Below are 17,063 nucleotides of genomic sequence, written 5' to 3'. Positions count from 1 at the left end.
CCTCAGCCGAGCACCAGCCGGGCCAGCTTCATGCCACCGAACAGGCCGGCCAGGCCCAGCGCCACCGAGCCACCGGCATACAGCGCGGCCAGTCCGTGCTGCCCGCGCTGCAGCAGCAGGCCGATCTCCAGCGCATAGGTAGAGAACGTGGTGTAGCCACCAAGGATGCCGGTGGCGAGCAACAGGCGAAGCTGCGGCGAGGCACCATTGCGCATCGCGAAGACCTCGACCACCACGCCCATCAGCAGGGCGCCGCTGACGTTGATCAGGAAGGTCGACCACGGCCAGGGGCTGCCGACGGCCACTCGGGCGCCGATCAGGTTGCAGGCGTGGCGCAGGCAGGCACCGATGCCGCCGCCGACGAAGACCAGGAAATAGTTGTTCAATGCTTGCATGGCGTGCCTCGAATGCGGGTTCGCAGGGTCAATGGCGAACGCCGAGGGCAGGCACGACCTGCCGTCGACGAACACCGGGTTCGTCCTGGCAGGAGCCATCAGCCTTCTCAGGCGGTTATCGGGGGAGCCCCATCCCCATCGCGGTCCATGCTACCAGCGGCGGTGCATTCACGTCATTGAGGTGGTCAGCACGCGGGCCACCTTGCTGCGGCTGAAGCCATCCATCAGCAGTTCGAACGCGAGCAGGTCCAGCGCCGCGTGGCGGCGGTGGTCGATTTCCAGGCCATTCTCGGCCACCAGGTGACTGACCAGCTCGTAGGCGTCCTGCCAGACGTCAAGGTGGGCCTGGCTGGGAATGTAGGCGTTACCCGGCTCCCCGACGCCGCGCCCGTTCACTCCATACAGCAGCTCGCGTGCGTCCAGCTTGGCCGCATCGGCGATGCGGAACAGCTGCTCGGCTTTCACATGGGACGCACTGACATGGTCGTTGAGCCAGTTGCTGATGGTTGCCGTGGTGGATTTGGCGGCGCGGGCCAGATCGGCCGGGCGGGGGTGCCCGGCTTTCTTCATGGCGGCGGCGAGTCGTTGGCCGAGAGTATTCATCTATGCAAGCCAGCTTAACGCGTGGAATGCGAAGAATCCTTGCCGCAAGAATAAGTCTGGTTAACAAAAGGGCAGACCATGACCGAATTCTGGAACAAGCGGCAGGTGCGCACGCGGCTGGGGTTCCAGACCGATGCGGAGCTGGCGCGCTTCTTCGGCATCAGCCGTTCCGCGGTATCGCAATGGCCGAAAGACTTCCCGATCCCCGCTCTGCGGCAGTACATCCTGCATCAGCGCTACCCGAACCTGTTCCCCGCAACTGGCGCCGCCGAAGTCGAATCCGCCTGAATTACGCCGCCTTTTGTCGCATTTAGCGTGCTAAGCGCATTCTGTTAAGTACACTTAGCAAAATAGGAAAAACTGATCGTATTGGCAGTACCTATTGTCGAGGCCTACCGGCTGCCGGACAGGTGCCTGGGGCGCGTTGTCGGCTTCACCCCATCCGGGAGGGGCGGGGTCCCGTATGTGGTTTCGTGAACGATTAATAATTTCAATCGCGAAAGTCGCTGCATGTAATTGACCTGTCGTGAAATCTGTGACTAATTTGGATCAACCGGGCGTGAAGCCTGGGAGTCTTTCAGTAGCACGCAAGTGAGTCGGTAGACCGTCAACGATGCAGAACAAGTCCAACGGAGGTCGTATGGAATACGGCATGCATGGCTTGGCTGAACGGGTACGCCGCGAACTGGAAGCCAGCTATCACAAACACGGATGCGGTCCGGCGTTCTGGGATACCTACCAGCAGGTGCTGGACCGGCTCGTCCCGCAGGGGACCGAGCGTACCGAGTTCACCAACGAAATGGCGCTGATCATCGAGCAGCTGGGCATTGTCCGACGCGCGCAGCTGGTACCACCGCACGCCGACGGGCCGCGTTGATTCAGAGCAGGCGCCAGGCGCCGCAGGCAAGCAGCGCAAGCAGCAAAGACAGCAGGGCCAGGGTCCGGGGTCGCCACCAGCGCTTCGGTTGCCCGGCCATCGCCTGCGGACTGCAGTAGCGCACCAGCCCCGGACCGAACCCGGCCCGGTGCTGTTGCTGTGCGCAGGCTTCCAGACAGGCGCCGCAGGCCAGGCAGTCGGCCTGCGGCCCCTGGCGGATGTCCAGCTGCATCGGGCAGGCGCTGATGCAGGCCGCGCAATCGGTGCAGTCGCCAAGACGGTCGGCGCTGAAGGTCGGCATTGGTCCGGCCAGCAGCGGATGCGCGGCGCGGAACACGTAGTCCTGTGCAGTGGTCGGGTCGAGCAGGCCGCGGCCACGGCCCAGCACGCCGCCCAGGCCGGGCGGGCGAGGTCCGCGTGGCTCGCCGCGGCGGGCGTCGTACAGCATGCGCGGCGTATGTGGATCGGTCAGCAGCGGCTGCATGCGTGCGAACGGGCACAGCGAACGGCAGACCTGCTCGCGCAGGAAGCCGGCGTTTGCCCAGGTGGCGGCGGCATAGAACAGCACCCAGAACGTTTCCCAGCCGCTCCAGCCGGCGCGCGGCGCTGCGATCACCAGCTCGGCGATGGGGCTGAACAGGCCCACGAAGGTGATGCCGGTCCACAGCGAGAGCAGCCCCCAGGCCAGCTGTGTGGCCGCGCGCGCAACGCGTGCCGGAAGCGCGCGGGCCACGCCGTCGGCGATCCAGTCGAAGGCACGGCGCCACAGTGTCTGCGGGCAGGCGTGGCCGCACCAGATGCGCCCGGCGAGGTGGGTGAGCAGTGCCAGCCCCACCGCGAGCACCGCCAGCAGGCCGACCAGCACCCCGACGTCTCCCGGCCACAGCGTCCAGCCGAACAGATCGAAGCGGCGGGCGTTGATATCCAGCAGCAAGGCCTGGCGGCCGTCCCAGCGCAGCCATGGCAATGCGTAGAACAGCACCAGCAAGGCGGCGCTGAGCGTGCCGCGCCAGTGCCGTGGTCTCGGTGTGCAGGTCGTACTCATCCCAGCGGCAGCTCGTCGTCGTCGCCGCTGGGCATCGGTCGCTGCAGGTACCAGGTGATCGCGCTGGACAGCGCAGTCACCGTCCAGAACATGAAGAAGCCAACCGTGTAGCCCATTTCACGGCTGATCTGCGTGCCCGGGAAACTGATGGCCTGCAACCGCAGCGGGTCGACGAAGGCGAAGAACACCACGCTGGCCAGGCCGGCAGCGATGAAGCTGGGCCAGAGGATCGCGCCCCATTGCTGGATCAACTGCTGGCGACGGTTGGGAGAGGGTCTGTTCATGCTGTCCCGGATCGAAAAGTGGGCGGCGCGTATACTCGCCTGGGTTGGCGCGGCATCCGCAGGGCATGCTTCCTGCAAGCGTGCCAGCCTAGGTGCAGCGGACTGCGCCGACATTGATCTGGATCAACGGTGGTGCCGGCCGGCTGCGGCACACTGCCGGCACGCTTTGGGTACCCCGATGAACGCAACGCCGCCTGTCCTTCCTGTCGCCTCGCCCGAGCTGTGCACCGAGCAGGAAGTGACCCGCCTGGTCCACGACTTCTACGCCCGCGTGCGCGGGGAGGAGCGATTGGGGCCGGTGTTCGAGGCCCACGTCCACGACTGGCCGGAGCATCTGGCCCAGCTGGTCGACTTCTGGTCGGCGATGCTGCGCGGCACCCGGCGCTTCAAGGGTTCGCCGATGTCCAAGCACATGGCCATCGAGCTGGACAAGGATCTGTTCGACCGCTGGCTGGTGCTGTTCCGGATCACCACCGCCGAATGCAACAACCCGCCGATGCAGGAGCTTGCCAACGACGTGGCTGCGCGCATCGGTGACACCTTCTGGAAGCGCTACCAGATGCTGCGATGGCCGCAGGTCGGCCTGCCGGTGCTGGGGATGCCCGCCAAGGATTGATCTGGGTCAAGGCGGCGCAGGCCGCCCAGCGCGATGCTGGCGCCATGGACACGTTCTCTCCCGCCGCTGGTGGCCTGGCCTGGACCTTCGACCCCGACCTTCTGCGCCGGCACGACCGGCCGGGCCCGCGCTACACCTCGTACCCGACCGCGCCGCATTTCCATGATGGGTTCGACGCGCCGGCGCTGCGCCAGGCGATCGCCGACAGCAACCAGCTGGCCCGCGCGCTGTCGTTGTACGTGCATGTGCCGTTCTGTTCCAGCCCGTGCTTCTACTGCGGCTGCAACCGGGTGATCACCCGCGATCGCGGCCGTGGCCACAGCTATGTGTCGCGCGTGCTGGCCGAGGCCGACCTGCTGGCACCACAGTTCGAGGACGGTCGCGAGGTCATCCAGCTGCATCTGGGCGGTGGTACGCCGAACTTCCTCGATGCCGAGGCGATGACCACACTGGTGGAAGGGTTGCGCCGGCGCTTCGATTTCAGCGATTCACCGCAGCGCGATTTCTCGATCGAACTCGATCCACGCTTCATCGATACCCGTGACGTCGCCATGCTGGCGCGCCTGGGCTTCAACCGGGCCAGCCTGGGCGTGCAGGATTTCGACCCGCAGGTGCAGGAATCGATCAACCGCATACAGGGCGTGCAGCAGACACTGGACATCCTGCGCGCCTGCCGCGACAGCGGCATGCGTTCGGTCAACGTCGATCTGATCTACGGCCTGCCCGGGCAGAGCCTGGAAGGATTCGGCCGCACCCTCGAACGGGTGCTGGCGCTGCGCCCGGACCGCCTGGCGGTGTATGGCTACGCGCACCTGCCGCATCTGTTCCGGGCGCAGAAGCAGATCGACGAAAGCCGGTTGCCGTCGCCGGAAGACAAGCTGGCGCTGCTGGGCCTGGCGGTGGAGAAGCTCTCCGCGGCCGGCTACCAGTACATCGGCATGGATCATTTCGCATTGCCGGAAGAGGATCTGTCACGCGCGCAGCGTGCCGGCCAGCTGCATCGCAACTTCATGGGTTACACCACCCACGCCGATACCGATCTGCTCGGCCTGGGCGTAAGTGCGATCAGCCATATCGGCGCCACCTACAGCCAGAATCCACGTGACCTGGCGTCCTGGGAGGACGCGGTGGACCAGGGGCAGTTGCCGGTCTGGCGCGGTGTCGCGCTGAGTGCCGACGACCAGCTGCGCGCGGAGCTGATCCAGCAGCTGATGTGCCAGGGCGAGGTGGATGGTGCGGTGCTGGGGCAGCGCCACGGCGTGGATTTCCAGCAGTACTTCGCCGAGGACCTGCGTTCGGTACAGCGGCTGCAGGAAGATGGCCTGGCCGAATACCGCGATGGCGTGGTGCGTGCGAGCGAACCCGGGCGACCGTTGCTGCGGTTGCTGGCAATGTGCTTCGACCCGTATCTGCGTGCCGCACATGAGCAGCCACGTTACTCGCGGGCGATCTGAAAGCGGGATGTGCTGCATGCGTGTGGTGCCCGGAGCCGGAATCGAACCGGCATGGGGTTGCCCCCGGCGGATTTTAAGTCCGCACAGAATTCCTTGTGCCACAAGGGTTTCAGGGTGATTTCCGCTCCGCAATGCGTGCAATCGTGACGGCTTGAAAGCCTTGGCGCACAAGCGTCTCTATTCCGTTGCGGAGCGGAATTTCAGCGCGTCGGCGTGGACTTGTGACCGCGGCGCTTGCGGGTGTAATGCTCGGTCATCGACACCGTGGTGTGGCCCAACTGCTGCTGCGCCTTGCGAATGTCGCCTGACGATTCGGCCTTGTCGGTGGCCGCCTTCGCGCGCAGATCACGGAACTGCACACCCTCGATGCCGGCGGCCGCGCAGGCCTTCGCCCAGCGCCTGGACATGCCGTCCACGCTCACGGCATCGCCGCGCTCGCTGACGATCAGCAGGGTGTTGCGCACGGCATGGCCAGCCTTGCGCGCGCGTAGGCGCTCCAGCAGCACCGCCAGCTCGCCCTCGACGGCGATGCGCAGCTTGGCCTTGGTCTTCCCCTGGCGGATGTTGATCACCCCGTCTCGCACGTCCATCTCGGTCAGCGACAGCACGTCTGCCGGCCGCTGGCCGATCAGGTAGGCCAGGTCCATGGCGTCCTGCACCACCACGTCGGCAGCGGCACGGATTGCCTGGTACTGGTCGTCCTCGATGTAGACGTCCCGGCCGGTCTCCTTGAACCCCTTGATGCCGGCGCAGGGGTTGGGCAGGACGGTGTAGCCCTTGTCGCGGGCGAAGTTCCAGATGTGCGAGAGCAGCGCCTTTTCGCGGTTGGCGCGCACCATGCCCTTGCCGCTGGCGGTGCGCCAGGTAAGGTACTGGCGAACCGTGATGGGCTTGATCGAGTCGAGCGGTGCCGGCGGGTCGTCGAAGTACTCCAGCAGCTTGCCCAGTTCGTGCCCGTTGTCCAGCTGCGTGCGCGGCGCCTTGTGGATGATGACCTCCTTTCGGTAGGCATCGCTCACCTGCCGGAAGGTGATGACGGCCACGGCCTGCGCCTCGCGCGTACCTTCCAGCTCGGCCCACTTCTTCACAGCCAGCGCATAGTTGCTGCCCAGCGGGATCTCGACACGCGGCTTGCCGCCCTTGTCGTAGTAGTAGAACACCACGCCCGACTTCTGCTTGCGCGGGCGCAGCCGGGGGATCGCTCCTGGCTTCTTCGGCTTCCTACCCATCGTCATGCCACCTTGTTCGACCGCCACTCGGCGACGGCGACGGCCTTTTCAGTTGCCGCATCCGCGCCACCGTCCAGGGTGGCCCACAGCACACGTGGCCAACCATCCAGCCCCTTGTAGTGGGGAATCCCGTTCAGCACCAGAAATTCCTGCTGGCGGTCCCTATACGGCGTGCCGCACAGCTCTCGCATCGACTCCCGGGACAGGCACAGCGCGCCTGCGCTCGGGTTGGCCTGCTTCTTCGTGGCCATGTTGTCCTCCTCCAGTTCGTGGCCAGCGCAGCGCGCAGCTGCTCGGTGGCGGTGTTCTCGATCATTCCGCTACTTCAGTAGAGATAGCCTGGGCGCCAGCCCGTCTGGTGTGTACAGAAGATGCCGCTTGCGAAGGAAGGTGCTCGCCACAGATGCCTTCCTTTGTCTTTATGCTCTTTGATAGTGTTCTTGAAGGCTCCGTTCTTGCCATGGAACTGCGAGTAGAAGGGGCTCTCTTCGCTGGCGACCCAGCATCCATTTGGATATTTGCTGAGTGCCAAGTACTCGAAGCCATCATTGTCGTAGCCAATCACGCGAACACGTCCAAAGTTGTACATGTCGTCCAGAAAGGTTCTTTGCTTGAGTAGCAGCTCAAACAACTTAGACTTGAAAAGTCTCGCGTCATTCTCATGGCCGGGGAATATTGGATGTTCGTGATCCTCGTACCACGAGTAGTAGTCCTTGGCTGTCTCAACTTCGTACCAGAACCTGGTCACTAGGTAGTCGCAGTAATCCTTCTTGACAATCCACGACTTGCCCATGTCGATGCGGGTGAACTGAGAATATCGAGGTAGCGGTCCATCGGTTGTTCCTACAACCGGCTCGTAGTTGGGGCCGGTGAGGCTCGGCCATAGCAGGATTCTGAAAAGGTCACGCCATCGCATGGCGGTCCTCCATTGCAGCGGTGAGCAGCTGGTCAGGCATGGGGCTGCCCTCGCTCATGCTCTTCGTTGAGCCGCTTGCATTGCAGATCAGCTTTTGACCATCCGTTCTTGCGGAAAATGTCCCAGCGCGTCACCGTGCGGCGTTCGTGGGTGTCGTTGACGTAGGCGTACCGACTGCCGGATGCCTTCAGCACAACGTAGCGGGGCGGATCCTTCTCGCTGTCGGCGCTCATTTGCCCACCGCCTGGCTGTCGATCAGGGCCAGCAGCTGACAAGCGAGCATGTGCATGTCTCCGCGTGTACCTGCAGCCTGTTCGATGACGTAGCTGGCCAGCGGCCGGAACTGCTCCAGGTCCACGGCCTGCGCTTTCGCATCGGCTCGTGCTGCCTGCCAGAACGGCTCTGCCCAGTGCCCAACCGGCGGTGGCGTGTGGCCCTGCGCTCCAACCATCAGCGTGCCGGTGATCACGTCGCACACGCGGGCGCGGATGCCTGCCTGGTCGGCATCGAGCGAGTAGGGCAGGTCCACGGCCTGCGCGGACTGGCCGATAGCAGGGGCGGTCCCATCCAGCAGGATGCAGCCCTCTTCCTCAGCGCCGACGCATTCGCAGTAGAGGCCGGGGCCGCTGTGGCCCGTTTCCGTCCAGAAAATCCGGACAAGGCTTCGATCTTCGAACGGGACATCCAGTTCGGGGTCACCCGCCATCAGCAACGCTTCGTGCAGCTGGCACGCCGTCAGCGAAATTCCAGCCGAGTTGTAGGCAGGCTCCCCCACCGGCTGGCGGGCGGCGAGGGCGGCTTCCAGCTCAGCGATGCGATCCTCGTACGAAAGCTCTTCGGAGTACTCAACCTCAACGTGATCCATGATCGCGTAGGCAAGGCTGATCCGATCAACCTGCAACCCGAGTTTCGAAATCAGGAAGTCGGCAAGAGCCAGCGATTCAGTACTCGGTCCCATCACGGCACCTCCGGTGCGGCGTTGATCATGGTCTTCCACAGGAAATAGGCCAGTCGCTCCGGCTCCTTCTCAATGCCGTCGATGAGGAACTCCCGGCCGTCGTTGCGCATGCTCCAGGTCGGCTCAATAGGCACGAGCTTCCAGCCAGCAGGCACTGCTGCAGCCGGGGAGGGCTGGGCGGAGAGGGCGACATTCTCCAGGTGCAGTCGTTCGGCCTCGGCCCAGCCTTCGCGCGCCCACGTTTCCCACGTCACGGGCCAGAGCGGGCCGCAGCCATTCGGGCACGGCTCCGTCTTGCTGTCACCAGCACCGACAGTCCCGCTTTGCAGATACAGGTTCGTGCGGTGAAGTTGGAAAGCGCACTTCGCACAGCGCACGATGCCCGGCACCAAGTCGGAGCGTTGATCCCCCAGCCTCACCCTCCCACCGGGCTGCACGTCCGCCAGGGTCTTGTTGTCGGTGGTCATGCGGATGCTCCCTTCTTCGTGCGGCTGTTGTGGCCACCCTCGACCACCTGGCGGCGGCTGATGGTGGATCGGTCGATGGGGCTGTTGCCGAGCTTCTGGACCTTGCCGCCTGCTGCTTCGAAGCGCGCAATGTCCGCGTCGATCTCGGCCCGCTGGCGGTCCTTCTCGGCCTGCGTGGCAAGGTCGAAGGTCGGCTGTACGTGGATGCTGGTCACGAATGGGTCTCCTGATTTGCCAGCAGCGGCCAACGGGTGCGGCGCTGCCAGCTTTGGGTGAGGTGGTTCAGTTCGACCTGCAGCGGATCGCGGCGCAGGGGGCGCAGCGGGTCGTGCAGGCGGCGCTCGGTGTTCCGGCAGGGCGCGCACGCGGCGGTGGCCTTGCCGTTGATCAGGGGGAAGAACCGATCCGGCAGCCGGGCCGCGCACTTCGTGCAGGTCTTCATGGCAGGCGAGCCTTCATCAGGTTGGCCCAGGTGAGCGGGTAGGGGCCGCGCTTGATCCGCTCGTATGCGGCGCTGTGGGATATGTCCAAGATCTCGGCCACCTGCGCGGTGGTGTAGCGCTTGCCCTCGATCACATGGGCGAACAGCTGAGCGCGGGCCTGCCCGGCACGGCGCAGGCTCTTGGCGTGGCAGGGGTACAGGGCGACGTCCATCAGGCGGCCACCTGCTGGTGATCACCAGCGCGCAGGGACTGCTCAAACCCGACCACCATCTGCCGGAACGGTTCCAGGTCGGCGCGCAGCTTGGCGATGAACGTCTCGTCGCGGTCGAAGCGGCGCCACCACAGCTGCTTGCCCACGGCGGCCAGCGCCGGGCAGAACAGGCCGATGTGCCACCACTGCCGGCCGGTCAGCCACATGCAGCCCTGGGCTTGTTCGAACACCTCGCTCGCATCGTTGTCGATGTGGAACGCCCGCAGCTTCTCGGGGTTGATGAAGCACTTGTATTCGCTGCCGCCGTCTTCTCCGATGAAGCCGTCGGCCGAGCAACCGTAGTCGCCGCAGTCGCTCAACACGAACCCTGCGCGCTTCACCAGCAGGCCGGACTGCACCTCATGCTCGGCGCGTGCCTGCGGTTCCAGCTCATGGCCCCGGCGCATGGCGAACGTCTCGAAGCCTTCGTCCAGCGGCTCACCGCTGATGCGCTCGATGGCCAGCCGGAAGGCGTAGTTCTTCGACGCCTCGCTGAAGTCGCCGATGGGCTCGCCGGCGATGGCCTTCTCGATGATTGCCGAGCGCGGAACGGCCTTGTAGCCGGCGCGCTCCATGGCCGTCTTCTCGGCCAGGCCGGACAGCACCGCATCCACGTAGGTGCGCTGTTGGTCGGTCAACTCGCCCACGCGCGAGCGCGCGGTGGCGAACATGCTGGCCGTGATGATGCCGGCGCGGGCGCGATGCCACGCCTCGCTGCCCTGGTCGCACCCGATGACGATCACAGCGGCACCTCTTCATCGGCTGCCGACTGCTGGCCGCCTTCTTCGATCACAGTGGCGCTGGCGCGTTCGGCGATTCCCTTCAGCGTTTCGTGGCCGGCGCTGCCGATCAGCTGGCGCTGCTCCTTGGACAGACGGCCCCACGCGCCTTGGTATTCCTCCATGCCGCATTCGGCGAACTCCTGCAGGCTGGCATAGAGCGCCTGCCGCTCCGGGGTGTCCTGCGGCTCGGTCTGCTGCTGGCGGGTGATCGCGCCAGCGGTGGAGGAGCGGCGCTCGTCGCGCACCAGCTCGCCGTCGATGATGGCCTTGCCTTCCATTTCCTCGGCGGTGGGCTGCGAGCCGACTGCTTCCGGGAACGCCTTACGCAGCGCCTGAGCCTCGGTGCACTTTGCCAGCTGGCCGCGCGCGCGCTTGGTCCACATCGCGTTCGGCGACTGGTCCTGGTCCTTGCCGCCCTTGATCGCGTAGTTCTCGATCCAGTATTCGGTTGCGGTGTACTCGGCGATATGGCCGCTGCGCAGCTGGCGGTAGACGGTGACCTCGCACCATTCGGGGAAGGTCACCTCGCGGCCGCCGACGTTCTCGGTCACCATCGGCCCGAACACCGGCTTGGACATGCCAGCGAACTCGCCGGTGCGGGCCGCGTCAGTGCGGTACAGGCCGATGCCGGGCATAACCACGTCACGCATCGTGCGGGCCTTGTTGTCCCACATTGGCACGATGTGTACCGGCTTCTTCATCGGGTCCAAGCCAGCGGCCTTGCAGTAGGCCAGAACCAGGTCCACCGACGCATCGCTGGCGCCGGGGTACAGGCTCGTCTTCAGCGCGGTGCGGATTGCTCCGGCCTGTTCTTCGGTAATCAGGTCGCCGCCAGCGGCGCGGGTGGTCATCTGGTTCATGGGGTGCCTCAGTAGCGGATGGCCACGGCCGGGACCTTGCCCTGCACGATGGCGGTGATAACGGTGGCGGCATCGTCTTCGCTGATGCCCTGGGCGATCAGCGCGGCCATGGCGGCGCGGTTGATCGAACGGCGGTGTTCGACGTCGGCGGCGCGTGCTTCGTCCGCCTTGCGCTGGGCATCGGCCTGGGCCTGCCTCTCACGCTCGGCGCGCTCAGCTTCTTCCTGGGCGCGGCGCTCGGCGGCCGCGACGGATTCGGCCTTCTCGCGTTCGGCACGCTCTGCGGCGTCCTTGGCGCGCTGCTCGGCTTCGGCTGCCTCACGGGCCGCGCGCTCGGTGGCTTCGCGGGCCTCGCGTTCGGCGCGTTCTACTGCAGCGGCTGCCTCACGCTTCGCGTTCTCTGCGGCCTCAGCCTGCAGGCGGGCTTCGCGCTCGACGCGCTCACGCTCGGCCTGTTCGGCGGCAACGCGCTGGCGCTCGGCTTCTTCAGCAGCACGCACAGCTTCCTCGCGGGCGCGGATCTCTTCTTCCTTCCGGGCAAGCTCGGCCAGGCGTGCCTCTTCCGCAGCCGCGCGGGCGCGTTCCTCTGCCTCCACACGTTCGCGTTCGATGCGCTCCTGTTCCGCCTCCCAATCGGTCAGCGGCTTACGGACCTCGTCGCGCAGCGCGTCCAGGGTGTCGCGTGCCTTCTTGCGGGCCGAGTCAATGTCGCCGGTCTGCTTCTTCAGGTCGGCCACCAGCGCCTTGCCAGCGTCATCGATGGCAGTCTTGGAGCGCGACACCTTGTAGGCGATCGAGGCGATCTCCTTGCGGCCGGCTACCGTCTTGACGTTCGGTACCAGGGTGACGGCCTCGGCGCGAATGCGGGCCAGGAGGTCGTCCAGTCCGCCGCCGGTGAAGACCTCGACGGCATTGACTGATTCGAGCGGAATCAGGGCTTCGGACATGGCAGTTCCTTTGTCGGGTGGGAATAGGTGCCGGCGTCGTGGAATCCCGGCCGGCGCGGGGCCCGTGAGGGCGGGGGAATGCGTTACGCGGCCAGGTCTTCCTGCTGCGCGGCAGCGCTCGGCGGCGTGAGGGTCAGACGCACCTCACCGCGGCGCCATGCAGAGATCAGCTCTGCGTCTTCGTCCTCGTCCAGCAGCACCGAGACGGTGAATCCCATGGCCACGCTGCCGCCTTCGAGAGGCTTCCAGGTGATCTTTTTCACCTTGGCGTCGGCGAAGAACACCGGCTCGATGTGGTCCATCAGGGAGCCGATGTTCAGCTCGTACCCTTCGAGCTTGCCGGTGATGTCCTGCTCGCCCAGCAGGGGCAGATTCAGCGCCACCAGGTCGGTGCTGCCTTCCATCGGCAGGTTCTGCTGCTGGCCCTTGTCGGCCTTCTTCCAGAACGCCGGCAGGATGGCCGGGTCGATGGTGTTGAGGATCGTGTTCGGAGCGTTCAGCGAGAACTTCAGGTCAGCAGCGGCCGCGTCTTCGTCGCCGTGCTTTTCCTTCCGCAGGTTCAGATGCGAGAACACCGCATCGTGTTGATCGAGTTGGAACATCGGTGGTGCCTCTCGTAGGAGCCGGCCGCGCCGGCGGGAAGTCAGGACCAGGCCAGCGGCCAGCACATGGCGGCTGCGAGCGCGGCGGTGATGGCGTAGCAGGCGAGGCAGGCGGCGACGTCGCGCCAGCTGCGGCAGCCGAAGAAGGTCAGGAGGCGCATCAGGCGTACCTGTTGTCGCGAGGATGAATCTCCGTCTTGCCGCGCAGCAGCCAGTAGGCGATGCGCTCGCGCCAATTCATGTAGCGGGCCTCGCCGCGAAGCGTACGAATCAACAGGCCGTCCTTCTTCGGGGTGACCTGCACGCAGTTCGTGTCGATGTGGTGGCTTGCTTCCAGCAGCGTGGTTTTGAGGCAAGGAGCGTCGCCCTGAGCGAACGAAATGGCGCAAGCGTGACCAGCCAAGGCATTCGCAAGGTTGCTGGCATGCTTGATTTCACGATCAGACTTCATGGAACTCTCCTTCTGCGCAGATGCCGTCGATGGCTTCCTGCTGGTGGTTGGAATCGGTGGGTTCGCACGCGGCCAGAGCGGCGCGCAGGCGGTCGTCGGCTGCGATCTGGTCGGCCAGGTCGCGGGCTGCGAGGGAGGCGTGGGCTGCGGCGAAGACTTCGGCGACTCCCGCGCGTGCCGCTTTAAGCCTGTTCACGGCTTCCTTTTCGTCAAAGCCCCAGCCGTAACGTGATCCTGCGAATCTCAGCATCTCGGTCAGCTGAGGCAGCCCGCGGATCTCTGCGTCCAGAATTCCCAGCACGTCGACCCGGCTCACGACAGCACCGCCTGCGCCAGCACGGCGGCCAGCACGCCCAGGCAGAACGCCAGGGCATTGGCGACGACAGTGCCCACCACGTGGTGCCGATGCTCGCGTTCGGCGGCGGTCATGCGGCGTCCTCCAGGTGCCCGGCCTCGAAATCCTTCATCGAGGCGTCCACGCGGCGAGACATGGCGCGGACCAGGTCGGCCAGCTCGCGGAAGTGGGGCAACAGGTGGGCCGGAACCTCCTGCGTCAGGAGGTGGGTCATCACGTGCCCGGCTTGGCTCAGCGTCTCGACCAGCGGGGCAACGTCGCCCTCGCGCTCCAGCTCCGCCGCCACGTGGTCGCAGGCGAACTGAAAGGCCTCGTCGTTGGGTTCGGCCGGTGCGCGGCCGTCATGGCTGCGCTGGGCAGCGCGGGCCAGATCGTTTGCGGTGCGGACTGCCATGGGTGACCCCGTCTGGATGGCCCGGGTGGGCCGACGGGGCTAAACTATGGCATTCCATAGTTCATTGTCAATGGGATCCCATAACTTTATTTGACGAGAACAGAAAACCCCGCCGTGGCGGGGTTCAGTGCTGTCGGATCTGTTGCTTCAGCGCTATTGGGCGGAACTGAGCCTCTTCGGGTCGAATCCCGACACGTCGAAGGTCGCCGTAAGTGCGCCTTGGTGGAAGACGTTCACCTCGATCCTTACCGTCTTTGCCTTAGCCAACTGCGATGAGAACCTTTGGAAGCCTGGGATGAAGACGGTCTCTGTGCTGTTGTCGGAAGGATCAGTTCCGGTCAGCGTCATGGCAGGGCCTTCGTCGAATCTCACGCGAACGGAGCAATCGCTATAGGAGTGACAAAGGATCTGGCCCTTCTCTATCGAGAACAGGATGTCGTTGCCCCAGCGAGGATGTTTCCTCAACGTCAACCGTGCATGCTGCTTCCCTTGGTAGGGGAACTCAAACTCAAAGCTGTTCGTGCTGGTAACCGATGCAGAGTATCCAGTCTTGCTCGTCATATCGTCCTTGAAGGTCGAATACGACCACTGCTTTCCTATGCTTTCAGCGGCAAGCTTGGCTGCTTCTTGGTTAGCCGTTTCCTGCTGAGCCCTTATCTGCTCAATGAGCTGCTTAGCCTCCGCTGCCTCCGTAGTGGCAGGGTACTTTTCGATCAAGTATTCAGCACGGACCGCCCTAGTGGCGAGAGGTATCGATGGGTCTTTCACGTCTCGGAGCAGGTTCTCCTGCTCGCTCTTCAGCGCGCGGCTCGTTGAATCTCCGTCGGTGCTTGCCTTACCTCCGTGGCCTCTTGGCAGGTTAGATAGCACCAGCAGCACAATCACAAGGCCAACGACTACAAGCACAGCTGCTAAGCAGCCGCTGCGGACTGATTTGCCCTTCACTTCTGCTGGCGATTGGTAGCTGGGGATCGATGGGGAATCAAGTGAAGTCTGCGGGAACCCGCAATGAGGGCAAGCGGGTGCGGCATCGCTAACCTTTCCACCGCACTCTCGGCAAACGACCAGTGCCATAAAGTCTTCCTTAAGTAATGAACAAGGGTTCAGTCAGCCCAACCACCTATCCAATGAACACGACCAACTACGGTGATTGGCTCCCTCTTTGAATCCATCGGCCTAGGCTTTTGCCAGTTATGGTCGCCTCGAGGGTTGTCGCTCGCAAAGTAAACGCCTGCTTCCAGCACCATAGCGCGCTTGACGTAGTACTCAGGGTTGGCGGCGCCGTGAACCTGGACAAGGTAGAGCGCTCCGTCCACCACCCTTGTATCTGAGGTGTCAAACAAGATCGCGTCTCCGTCCTCGATGGTCGGTTCCATCGAGTCGCCCTTGCCGTAGTAGACAGCCAGATTGCGTCCATAGATGCCCCTGCGCCTTAGGCTGGTCTTCTTGAACTTGAGGCTGTGGGTCTCCGCATACTCTTCAGCTTCGGCACCTGCCGCACCCAGTCCCACCGCCTGGGAGTAACCGGTGACGTCAGTGTAGTCAGAGTCATCAGGTCCAGCTTCGGCGACCTCCATCGCCCCCTTTCCGGTCTGAAGCCACTTGGCGGAGACCCTGAGAGCCTCTGCAATCTGAGGTAGCTGGGTTGTACCCGCCTGGTCGTTGTTCTCAATGCCAGCAAGCGTCGGGTACTTGATCTTGGCTGCCTCAGCCAATTGAGGCCGAGACAGGCCACGTATCCGGCGAGCTTCCTTAATTCGTTCACCAATCGTGTTCATGACTGCGAGCATTACGGAAACCCATTATGGGATGCCGTTGACATGAAGCTATGGCATCCCATAGTCTTGGGCGACCCAACAGGAACGCGCACATGGAAATCACCTGGGCAGACCGAATTAAAGCGCTCGAACAGCGCGGCTGGTCCCTGACCGAAATTGGCCGTGCCATCGGCAAATCGCCTCAGACCGTGAGCGACATCAAACAGGGCAGGACTAAAGAGCCGGGCGGCATGGCTGCCGTCCAGCTCCATCACCTCTATGCAACCGGCGCTAAACCCGCCGGAGCCGCAGCCTGAGATGGCCGTCGGAGTAGCTACTGCAGGTTGCCCACGGCTCGGGCGAGGGAGGCCAGTTCCTTCTTCGCTACGGACGGGCCTGCGTATGCAGCTGCGTCTCGCAGTTGCGCCTGGACCGCGGCGGCTGCGGGGGATCCGGGGATGAGTCCCTTGCTCACGATCACCAGCATTTCCTCTAGGGCTTCGGTCCTCGCCTCGGTATGCCGCAGGCGCAGTTCCAGCTTCTTGATCTCGTACATGGGTAGTTCCTTGATCGGTTGGGTGGGTGTTGCACCTCGACCGTACCGAGAGCAGGGGAGGCGTCAACGGACGGCCCTCTTGGCACGGAAGGGGAGCACCGCCCCCAGCGCCATCCCTGGCGCTCGGCGGGGCTGGCGCAGGCATCGCACCACATCCCGGCCTTTGACCCTCCTGATCGCGTACGACCTCCCCGCCATGTGCACCAGCCTGACGACATTCGGTGCCCACAGCAGCCTTGCTTCCTTTTTCGCTCGCTTCTCCATGCCGCGCATCTTGCGCCGGCGTCGTAACGCAAACCACGTTCACCGAGACCGCCCATGAACATCACAGACGCCGCACACAAGACCGTGAAGGACTACCCCGGTGGTAGTGAAGCGCTGGCCGTCCGCATCGGCATGTCCGCTGCGGTGCTGCGCAACAAGGTCAACCCGAACAACAACACGCATCACCTGACCTTGGCCGAGGCCAGCGAGATCATGGGCGTGACCGGTGACGACCGCATCCTGCATGCGATGGCCGCTGAGCACGGCTACACCCTCCAGAAGATGCAGGCGGACGGCATGGCGTCGGTTATGGGCGCGATGCTGGAGAACGCTGCCAAGCAGGGCGCGTTCGCCCAGGCGCTGCAGGAGGCTCTGTCTGACGGCCTGATCAGCGAGAACGAGATGAAGGTCATCAGCGGCGCCGGCACTGCGCAGGTGGAGGCCATGATCAATCTGCTGGCACGCCTGCGGGCCGTGACCGGCCAGCGTGGAGTAGGGGCATGAACCGCGCAGCCAATCCTCTCGCCCACGCTATGTGGCTGGTCCGGCAGCGCTGGC

The 17,063-nt window shown here is 64.5% G+C and carries 29 protein-coding genes, 1 tRNA gene and 1 riboswitch; of the genes, 6 read left to right on the top strand and 24 right to left on the bottom strand.

Annotated features, from left to right (window positions below; genetic code table 11):
* Positions 1–2: 2 nt before the first annotated feature.
* Complete coding sequence (crcB, locus tag AC5P8Y_RS15815; protein WP_049452795.1) at positions 3–395, bottom strand: fluoride efflux transporter CrcB; 393 nt, start codon at positions 393–395, stop codon at positions 3–5.
* A gap of 82 nt (positions 396–477) precedes the next feature.
* Positions 478–541: riboswitch (Fluoride riboswitch) on the bottom strand.
* A gap of 22 nt (positions 542–563) precedes the next feature.
* Positions 564–965 carry a transcriptional regulator gene (locus AC5P8Y_RS15810; protein WP_005408921.1) on the bottom strand — a complete coding sequence of 134 codons (402 nt, stop codon included), beginning with the start codon at positions 963–965 and terminating at the stop codon, positions 564–566.
* A gap of 111 nt (positions 966–1,076) precedes the next feature.
* On the opposite strand from AC5P8Y_RS15810, the gene AC5P8Y_RS15805 reads away from it, so the two are divergent.
* Both AC5P8Y_RS15805 and AC5P8Y_RS15800 read left to right on the top strand, forming a co-directional pair.
* Positions 1,077–1,286 carry a helix-turn-helix domain-containing protein gene (locus AC5P8Y_RS15805; protein ID WP_005408922.1) on the top strand — a complete coding sequence of 70 codons (210 nt, stop codon included), beginning with the start codon at positions 1,077–1,079 and terminating at the stop codon, positions 1,284–1,286.
* 352 nt (positions 1,287–1,638) lie between these two features.
* On the top strand, positions 1,639–1,875 hold the full coding sequence (locus AC5P8Y_RS15800) for a hypothetical protein (protein WP_005408923.1): 237 nt from the start codon (positions 1,639–1,641) through the stop codon (positions 1,873–1,875).
* A 1-nt stretch (position 1,876) separates the two neighbouring features.
* On the opposite strand, the gene AC5P8Y_RS15795 is transcribed toward AC5P8Y_RS15800, so the two are convergent.
* Positions 1,877–2,920 (bottom strand): 4Fe-4S dicluster domain-containing protein, encoded by a 1,044-nt coding sequence (locus tag AC5P8Y_RS15795; protein WP_033834667.1) that lies wholly within the window; start codon positions 2,918–2,920, stop codon positions 1,877–1,879.
* The gene (locus tag AC5P8Y_RS15790; RefSeq protein ID WP_033834668.1) at positions 2,917–3,204 is read right to left on the bottom strand and encodes a hypothetical protein; all 288 of its coding nucleotides are present in this window, start codon (positions 3,202–3,204) and stop codon (positions 2,917–2,919) included. The genes AC5P8Y_RS15795 and AC5P8Y_RS15790 overlap by 4 nt, the downstream gene beginning before the upstream one ends.
* A gap of 178 nt (positions 3,205–3,382) precedes the next feature.
* Between AC5P8Y_RS15790 and AC5P8Y_RS15785 the strand changes: the two genes are divergently transcribed.
* Positions 3,383–3,820, top strand: a complete 438-nt coding sequence (locus AC5P8Y_RS15785) for a group III truncated hemoglobin (protein WP_033834669.1) — start codon at positions 3,383–3,385, stop codon at positions 3,818–3,820.
* 44 nt (positions 3,821–3,864) lie between these two features.
* Positions 3,865–5,274 (top strand): oxygen-independent coproporphyrinogen III oxidase, encoded by a 1,410-nt coding sequence (gene hemN, locus AC5P8Y_RS15780; RefSeq protein WP_043034401.1) that lies wholly within the window; start codon positions 3,865–3,867, stop codon positions 5,272–5,274.
* 23 nt (positions 5,275–5,297) lie between these two features.
* Here hemN and AC5P8Y_RS15775 read toward each other — a convergent pair.
* The 19 genes from AC5P8Y_RS15775 to AC5P8Y_RS15685 all read right to left on the bottom strand — a co-directional run bounded on the left by AC5P8Y_RS15775 (position 5,298) and on the right by AC5P8Y_RS15685 (position 15,706).
* Positions 5,298–5,413 (bottom strand) — tRNA-Leu (locus AC5P8Y_RS15775).
* Between the two features lie 61 nt (positions 5,414–5,474).
* A complete protein-coding gene (locus tag AC5P8Y_RS15770; RefSeq protein ID WP_495202094.1) occupies positions 5,475–6,503 on the bottom strand; it encodes a tyrosine-type recombinase/integrase in 1,029 nt (342 codons plus the stop codon).
* A gap of 2 nt (positions 6,504–6,505) precedes the next feature.
* The gene (locus AC5P8Y_RS15765; RefSeq protein ID WP_495202087.1) at positions 6,506–6,754 is read right to left on the bottom strand and encodes a DUF4224 domain-containing protein; all 249 of its coding nucleotides are present in this window, start codon (positions 6,752–6,754) and stop codon (positions 6,506–6,508) included.
* A 74-nt stretch (positions 6,755–6,828) separates the two neighbouring features.
* Positions 6,829–7,419, bottom strand: coding sequence for a hypothetical protein (locus AC5P8Y_RS15760; protein WP_495202086.1), 591 nt, complete (start codon positions 7,417–7,419; stop codon positions 6,829–6,831).
* A gap of 32 nt (positions 7,420–7,451) precedes the next feature.
* On the bottom strand, positions 7,452–7,652 hold the full coding sequence (locus AC5P8Y_RS15755; protein ID WP_495202085.1) for a hypothetical protein: 201 nt from the start codon (positions 7,650–7,652) through the stop codon (positions 7,452–7,454).
* Positions 7,649–8,377 carry a hypothetical protein gene (locus AC5P8Y_RS15750; RefSeq protein WP_495202084.1) on the bottom strand — a complete coding sequence of 243 codons (729 nt, stop codon included), beginning with the start codon at positions 8,375–8,377 and terminating at the stop codon, positions 7,649–7,651. Before AC5P8Y_RS15750 ends, AC5P8Y_RS15755 begins: the two co-directional genes overlap by 4 nt.
* The gene (locus AC5P8Y_RS15745) at positions 8,377–8,844 is read right to left on the bottom strand and encodes a hypothetical protein (protein WP_495202083.1); all 468 of its coding nucleotides are present in this window, start codon (positions 8,842–8,844) and stop codon (positions 8,377–8,379) included. Before AC5P8Y_RS15745 ends, AC5P8Y_RS15750 begins: the two co-directional genes overlap by 1 nt.
* Positions 8,841–9,059, bottom strand: coding sequence for a hypothetical protein (locus tag AC5P8Y_RS15740; protein WP_171968311.1), 219 nt, complete (start codon positions 9,057–9,059; stop codon positions 8,841–8,843). Before AC5P8Y_RS15740 ends, AC5P8Y_RS15745 begins: the two co-directional genes overlap by 4 nt.
* A complete protein-coding gene (locus AC5P8Y_RS15735; protein ID WP_495202082.1) occupies positions 9,056–9,286 on the bottom strand; it encodes a hypothetical protein in 231 nt (76 codons plus the stop codon). The genes AC5P8Y_RS15740 and AC5P8Y_RS15735 overlap by 4 nt, the downstream gene beginning before the upstream one ends.
* Positions 9,283–9,498 carry a hypothetical protein gene (locus AC5P8Y_RS15730; protein ID WP_495202081.1) on the bottom strand — a complete coding sequence of 72 codons (216 nt, stop codon included), beginning with the start codon at positions 9,496–9,498 and terminating at the stop codon, positions 9,283–9,285. The genes AC5P8Y_RS15735 and AC5P8Y_RS15730 overlap by 4 nt, the downstream gene beginning before the upstream one ends.
* Positions 9,498–10,280 carry a lambda exonuclease family protein gene (locus AC5P8Y_RS15725; RefSeq protein ID WP_495202080.1) on the bottom strand — a complete coding sequence of 261 codons (783 nt, stop codon included), beginning with the start codon at positions 10,278–10,280 and terminating at the stop codon, positions 9,498–9,500. The genes AC5P8Y_RS15730 and AC5P8Y_RS15725 overlap by 1 nt, the downstream gene beginning before the upstream one ends.
* Positions 10,277–11,179: a phage recombination protein Bet gene (bet, locus tag AC5P8Y_RS15720; protein ID WP_197602566.1), complete on the bottom strand. Its 903-nt coding sequence runs from the start codon at positions 11,177–11,179 to the stop codon at positions 10,277–10,279. The genes AC5P8Y_RS15725 and bet overlap by 4 nt, the downstream gene beginning before the upstream one ends.
* An 8-nt stretch (positions 11,180–11,187) precedes the next feature.
* A complete protein-coding gene (locus AC5P8Y_RS15715; RefSeq protein ID WP_495202079.1) occupies positions 11,188–12,126 on the bottom strand; it encodes a hypothetical protein in 939 nt (312 codons plus the stop codon).
* A gap of 83 nt (positions 12,127–12,209) precedes the next feature.
* The gene (locus AC5P8Y_RS15710; RefSeq protein WP_495202078.1) at positions 12,210–12,728 is read right to left on the bottom strand and encodes a hypothetical protein; all 519 of its coding nucleotides are present in this window, start codon (positions 12,726–12,728) and stop codon (positions 12,210–12,212) included.
* A 160-nt stretch (positions 12,729–12,888) separates the two neighbouring features.
* Entirely contained in the window at positions 12,889–13,179 is a 291-nt protein-coding gene (locus AC5P8Y_RS15705) for a hypothetical protein (RefSeq protein WP_495202077.1), read from the bottom strand.
* Positions 13,169–13,495, bottom strand: coding sequence for a hypothetical protein (locus AC5P8Y_RS15700; RefSeq protein WP_088470455.1), 327 nt, complete (start codon positions 13,493–13,495; stop codon positions 13,169–13,171). The genes AC5P8Y_RS15705 and AC5P8Y_RS15700 overlap by 11 nt, the downstream gene beginning before the upstream one ends.
* Positions 13,496–13,604: 109 nt before the next feature.
* Positions 13,605–13,928, bottom strand: a complete 324-nt coding sequence (locus tag AC5P8Y_RS15695; protein ID WP_495202076.1) for a hypothetical protein — start codon at positions 13,926–13,928, stop codon at positions 13,605–13,607.
* 153 nt (positions 13,929–14,081) lie between these two features.
* On the bottom strand, positions 14,082–14,834 hold the full coding sequence (locus AC5P8Y_RS15690) for an outer membrane protein assembly factor BamD (protein ID WP_088470457.1): 753 nt from the start codon (positions 14,832–14,834) through the stop codon (positions 14,082–14,084).
* A gap of 197 nt (positions 14,835–15,031) precedes the next feature.
* Entirely contained in the window at positions 15,032–15,706 is a 675-nt protein-coding gene (locus AC5P8Y_RS15685; protein WP_242898959.1) for an XRE family transcriptional regulator, read from the bottom strand.
* 92 nt (positions 15,707–15,798) lie between these two features.
* Here AC5P8Y_RS15685 and AC5P8Y_RS15680 point away from each other — a divergent pair, with 92 nt between their 5' ends.
* Positions 15,799–16,002, top strand: coding sequence for a helix-turn-helix domain-containing protein (locus AC5P8Y_RS15680; protein WP_088470458.1), 204 nt, complete (start codon positions 15,799–15,801; stop codon positions 16,000–16,002).
* A gap of 17 nt (positions 16,003–16,019) precedes the next feature.
* Here AC5P8Y_RS15680 and AC5P8Y_RS15675 read toward each other — a convergent pair whose 3' ends face one another.
* On the bottom strand, positions 16,020–16,241 hold the full coding sequence (locus AC5P8Y_RS15675) for a hypothetical protein (RefSeq protein ID WP_088470459.1): 222 nt from the start codon (positions 16,239–16,241) through the stop codon (positions 16,020–16,022).
* Between the two features lie 318 nt (positions 16,242–16,559).
* On the opposite strand from AC5P8Y_RS15675, the gene AC5P8Y_RS15670 reads away from it, so the two are divergent.
* Positions 16,560–17,009: a phage regulatory CII family protein gene (locus AC5P8Y_RS15670; RefSeq protein ID WP_495202075.1), complete on the top strand. Its 450-nt coding sequence runs from the start codon at positions 16,560–16,562 to the stop codon at positions 17,007–17,009.
* The last annotated feature ends 54 nt before the right edge of the window (positions 17,010–17,063 follow it).

It is taken from the genome of Stenotrophomonas sp. YJH_SMC_12-1 (assembly GCF_059370935.1).
Note: the sequence above shows the minus strand (reverse complement) of the source record. Positions and strands in the feature narration are given on the sequence as shown.

Bases quoted from the DNA above. Each gene is read 5' to 3' on its own strand.
- AC5P8Y_RS15745 (WP_495202083.1), bottom strand. From the start codon at position 8,844: ATGACCACCGACAACAAGACCCTGGCGGACGTGCAGCCCGGTGGGAGG.
- AC5P8Y_RS15795 (WP_033834667.1), bottom strand. From the start codon at position 2,920: ATGAGTACGACCTGCACACCGAGACCACGGCACTGGCGCGGCACGCTC.
- hemN (WP_043034401.1), top strand. From the start codon at position 3,865: ATGGACACGTTCTCTCCCGCCGCTGGTGGCCTGGCCTGGACCTTCGAC.
- AC5P8Y_RS15715 (WP_495202079.1), bottom strand. From the start codon at position 12,126: ATGTCCGAAGCCCTGATTCCGCTCGAATCAGTCAATGCCGTCGAGGTC.
- AC5P8Y_RS15800 (WP_005408923.1), top strand. From the start codon at position 1,639: ATGGAATACGGCATGCATGGCTTGGCTGAACGGGTACGCCGCGAACTG.
- AC5P8Y_RS15735 (WP_495202082.1), bottom strand. From the start codon at position 9,286: ATGAAGACCTGCACGAAGTGCGCGGCCCGGCTGCCGGATCGGTTCTTC.
- AC5P8Y_RS15755 (WP_495202085.1), bottom strand. From the start codon at position 7,652: ATGAGCGCCGACAGCGAGAAGGATCCGCCCCGCTACGTTGTGCTGAAG.
- bet (WP_197602566.1), bottom strand. From the start codon at position 11,179: ATGAACCAGATGACCACCCGCGCCGCTGGCGGCGACCTGATTACCGAA.
- AC5P8Y_RS15680 (WP_088470458.1), top strand. From the start codon at position 15,799: ATGGAAATCACCTGGGCAGACCGAATTAAAGCGCTCGAACAGCGCGGC.
- AC5P8Y_RS15785 (WP_033834669.1), top strand. From the start codon at position 3,383: ATGAACGCAACGCCGCCTGTCCTTCCTGTCGCCTCGCCCGAGCTGTGC.
- AC5P8Y_RS15695 (WP_495202076.1), bottom strand. From the start codon at position 13,928: ATGGCAGTCCGCACCGCAAACGATCTGGCCCGCGCTGCCCAGCGCAGC.
- AC5P8Y_RS15760 (WP_495202086.1), bottom strand. From the start codon at position 7,419: ATGCGATGGCGTGACCTTTTCAGAATCCTGCTATGGCCGAGCCTCACC.
- AC5P8Y_RS15705 (WP_495202077.1), bottom strand. From the start codon at position 13,179: ATGAAGTCTGATCGTGAAATCAAGCATGCCAGCAACCTTGCGAATGCC.
- AC5P8Y_RS15710 (WP_495202078.1), bottom strand. From the start codon at position 12,728: ATGTTCCAACTCGATCAACACGATGCGGTGTTCTCGCATCTGAACCTG.
- AC5P8Y_RS15765 (WP_495202087.1), bottom strand. From the start codon at position 6,754: ATGGCCACGAAGAAGCAGGCCAACCCGAGCGCAGGCGCGCTGTGCCTG.
- AC5P8Y_RS15675 (WP_088470459.1), bottom strand. From the start codon at position 16,241: ATGTACGAGATCAAGAAGCTGGAACTGCGCCTGCGGCATACCGAGGCG.
- crcB (WP_049452795.1), bottom strand. From the start codon at position 395: ATGCAAGCATTGAACAACTATTTCCTGGTCTTCGTCGGCGGCGGCATC.
- AC5P8Y_RS15730 (WP_495202081.1), bottom strand. From the start codon at position 9,498: ATGGACGTCGCCCTGTACCCCTGCCACGCCAAGAGCCTGCGCCGTGCC.
- AC5P8Y_RS15805 (WP_005408922.1), top strand. From the start codon at position 1,077: ATGACCGAATTCTGGAACAAGCGGCAGGTGCGCACGCGGCTGGGGTTC.
- AC5P8Y_RS15750 (WP_495202084.1), bottom strand. From the start codon at position 8,377: ATGGGACCGAGTACTGAATCGCTGGCTCTTGCCGACTTCCTGATTTCG.
- AC5P8Y_RS15810 (WP_005408921.1), bottom strand. From the start codon at position 965: ATGAAGAAAGCCGGGCACCCCCGCCCGGCCGATCTGGCCCGCGCCGCC.
- AC5P8Y_RS15790 (WP_033834668.1), bottom strand. From the start codon at position 3,204: ATGAACAGACCCTCTCCCAACCGTCGCCAGCAGTTGATCCAGCAATGG.
- AC5P8Y_RS15685 (WP_242898959.1), bottom strand. From the start codon at position 15,706: ATGAACACGATTGGTGAACGAATTAAGGAAGCTCGCCGGATACGTGGC.
- AC5P8Y_RS15670 (WP_495202075.1), top strand. From the start codon at position 16,560: ATGAACATCACAGACGCCGCACACAAGACCGTGAAGGACTACCCCGGT.
- AC5P8Y_RS15770 (WP_495202094.1), bottom strand. From the start codon at position 6,503: ATGGGTAGGAAGCCGAAGAAGCCAGGAGCGATCCCCCGGCTGCGCCCG.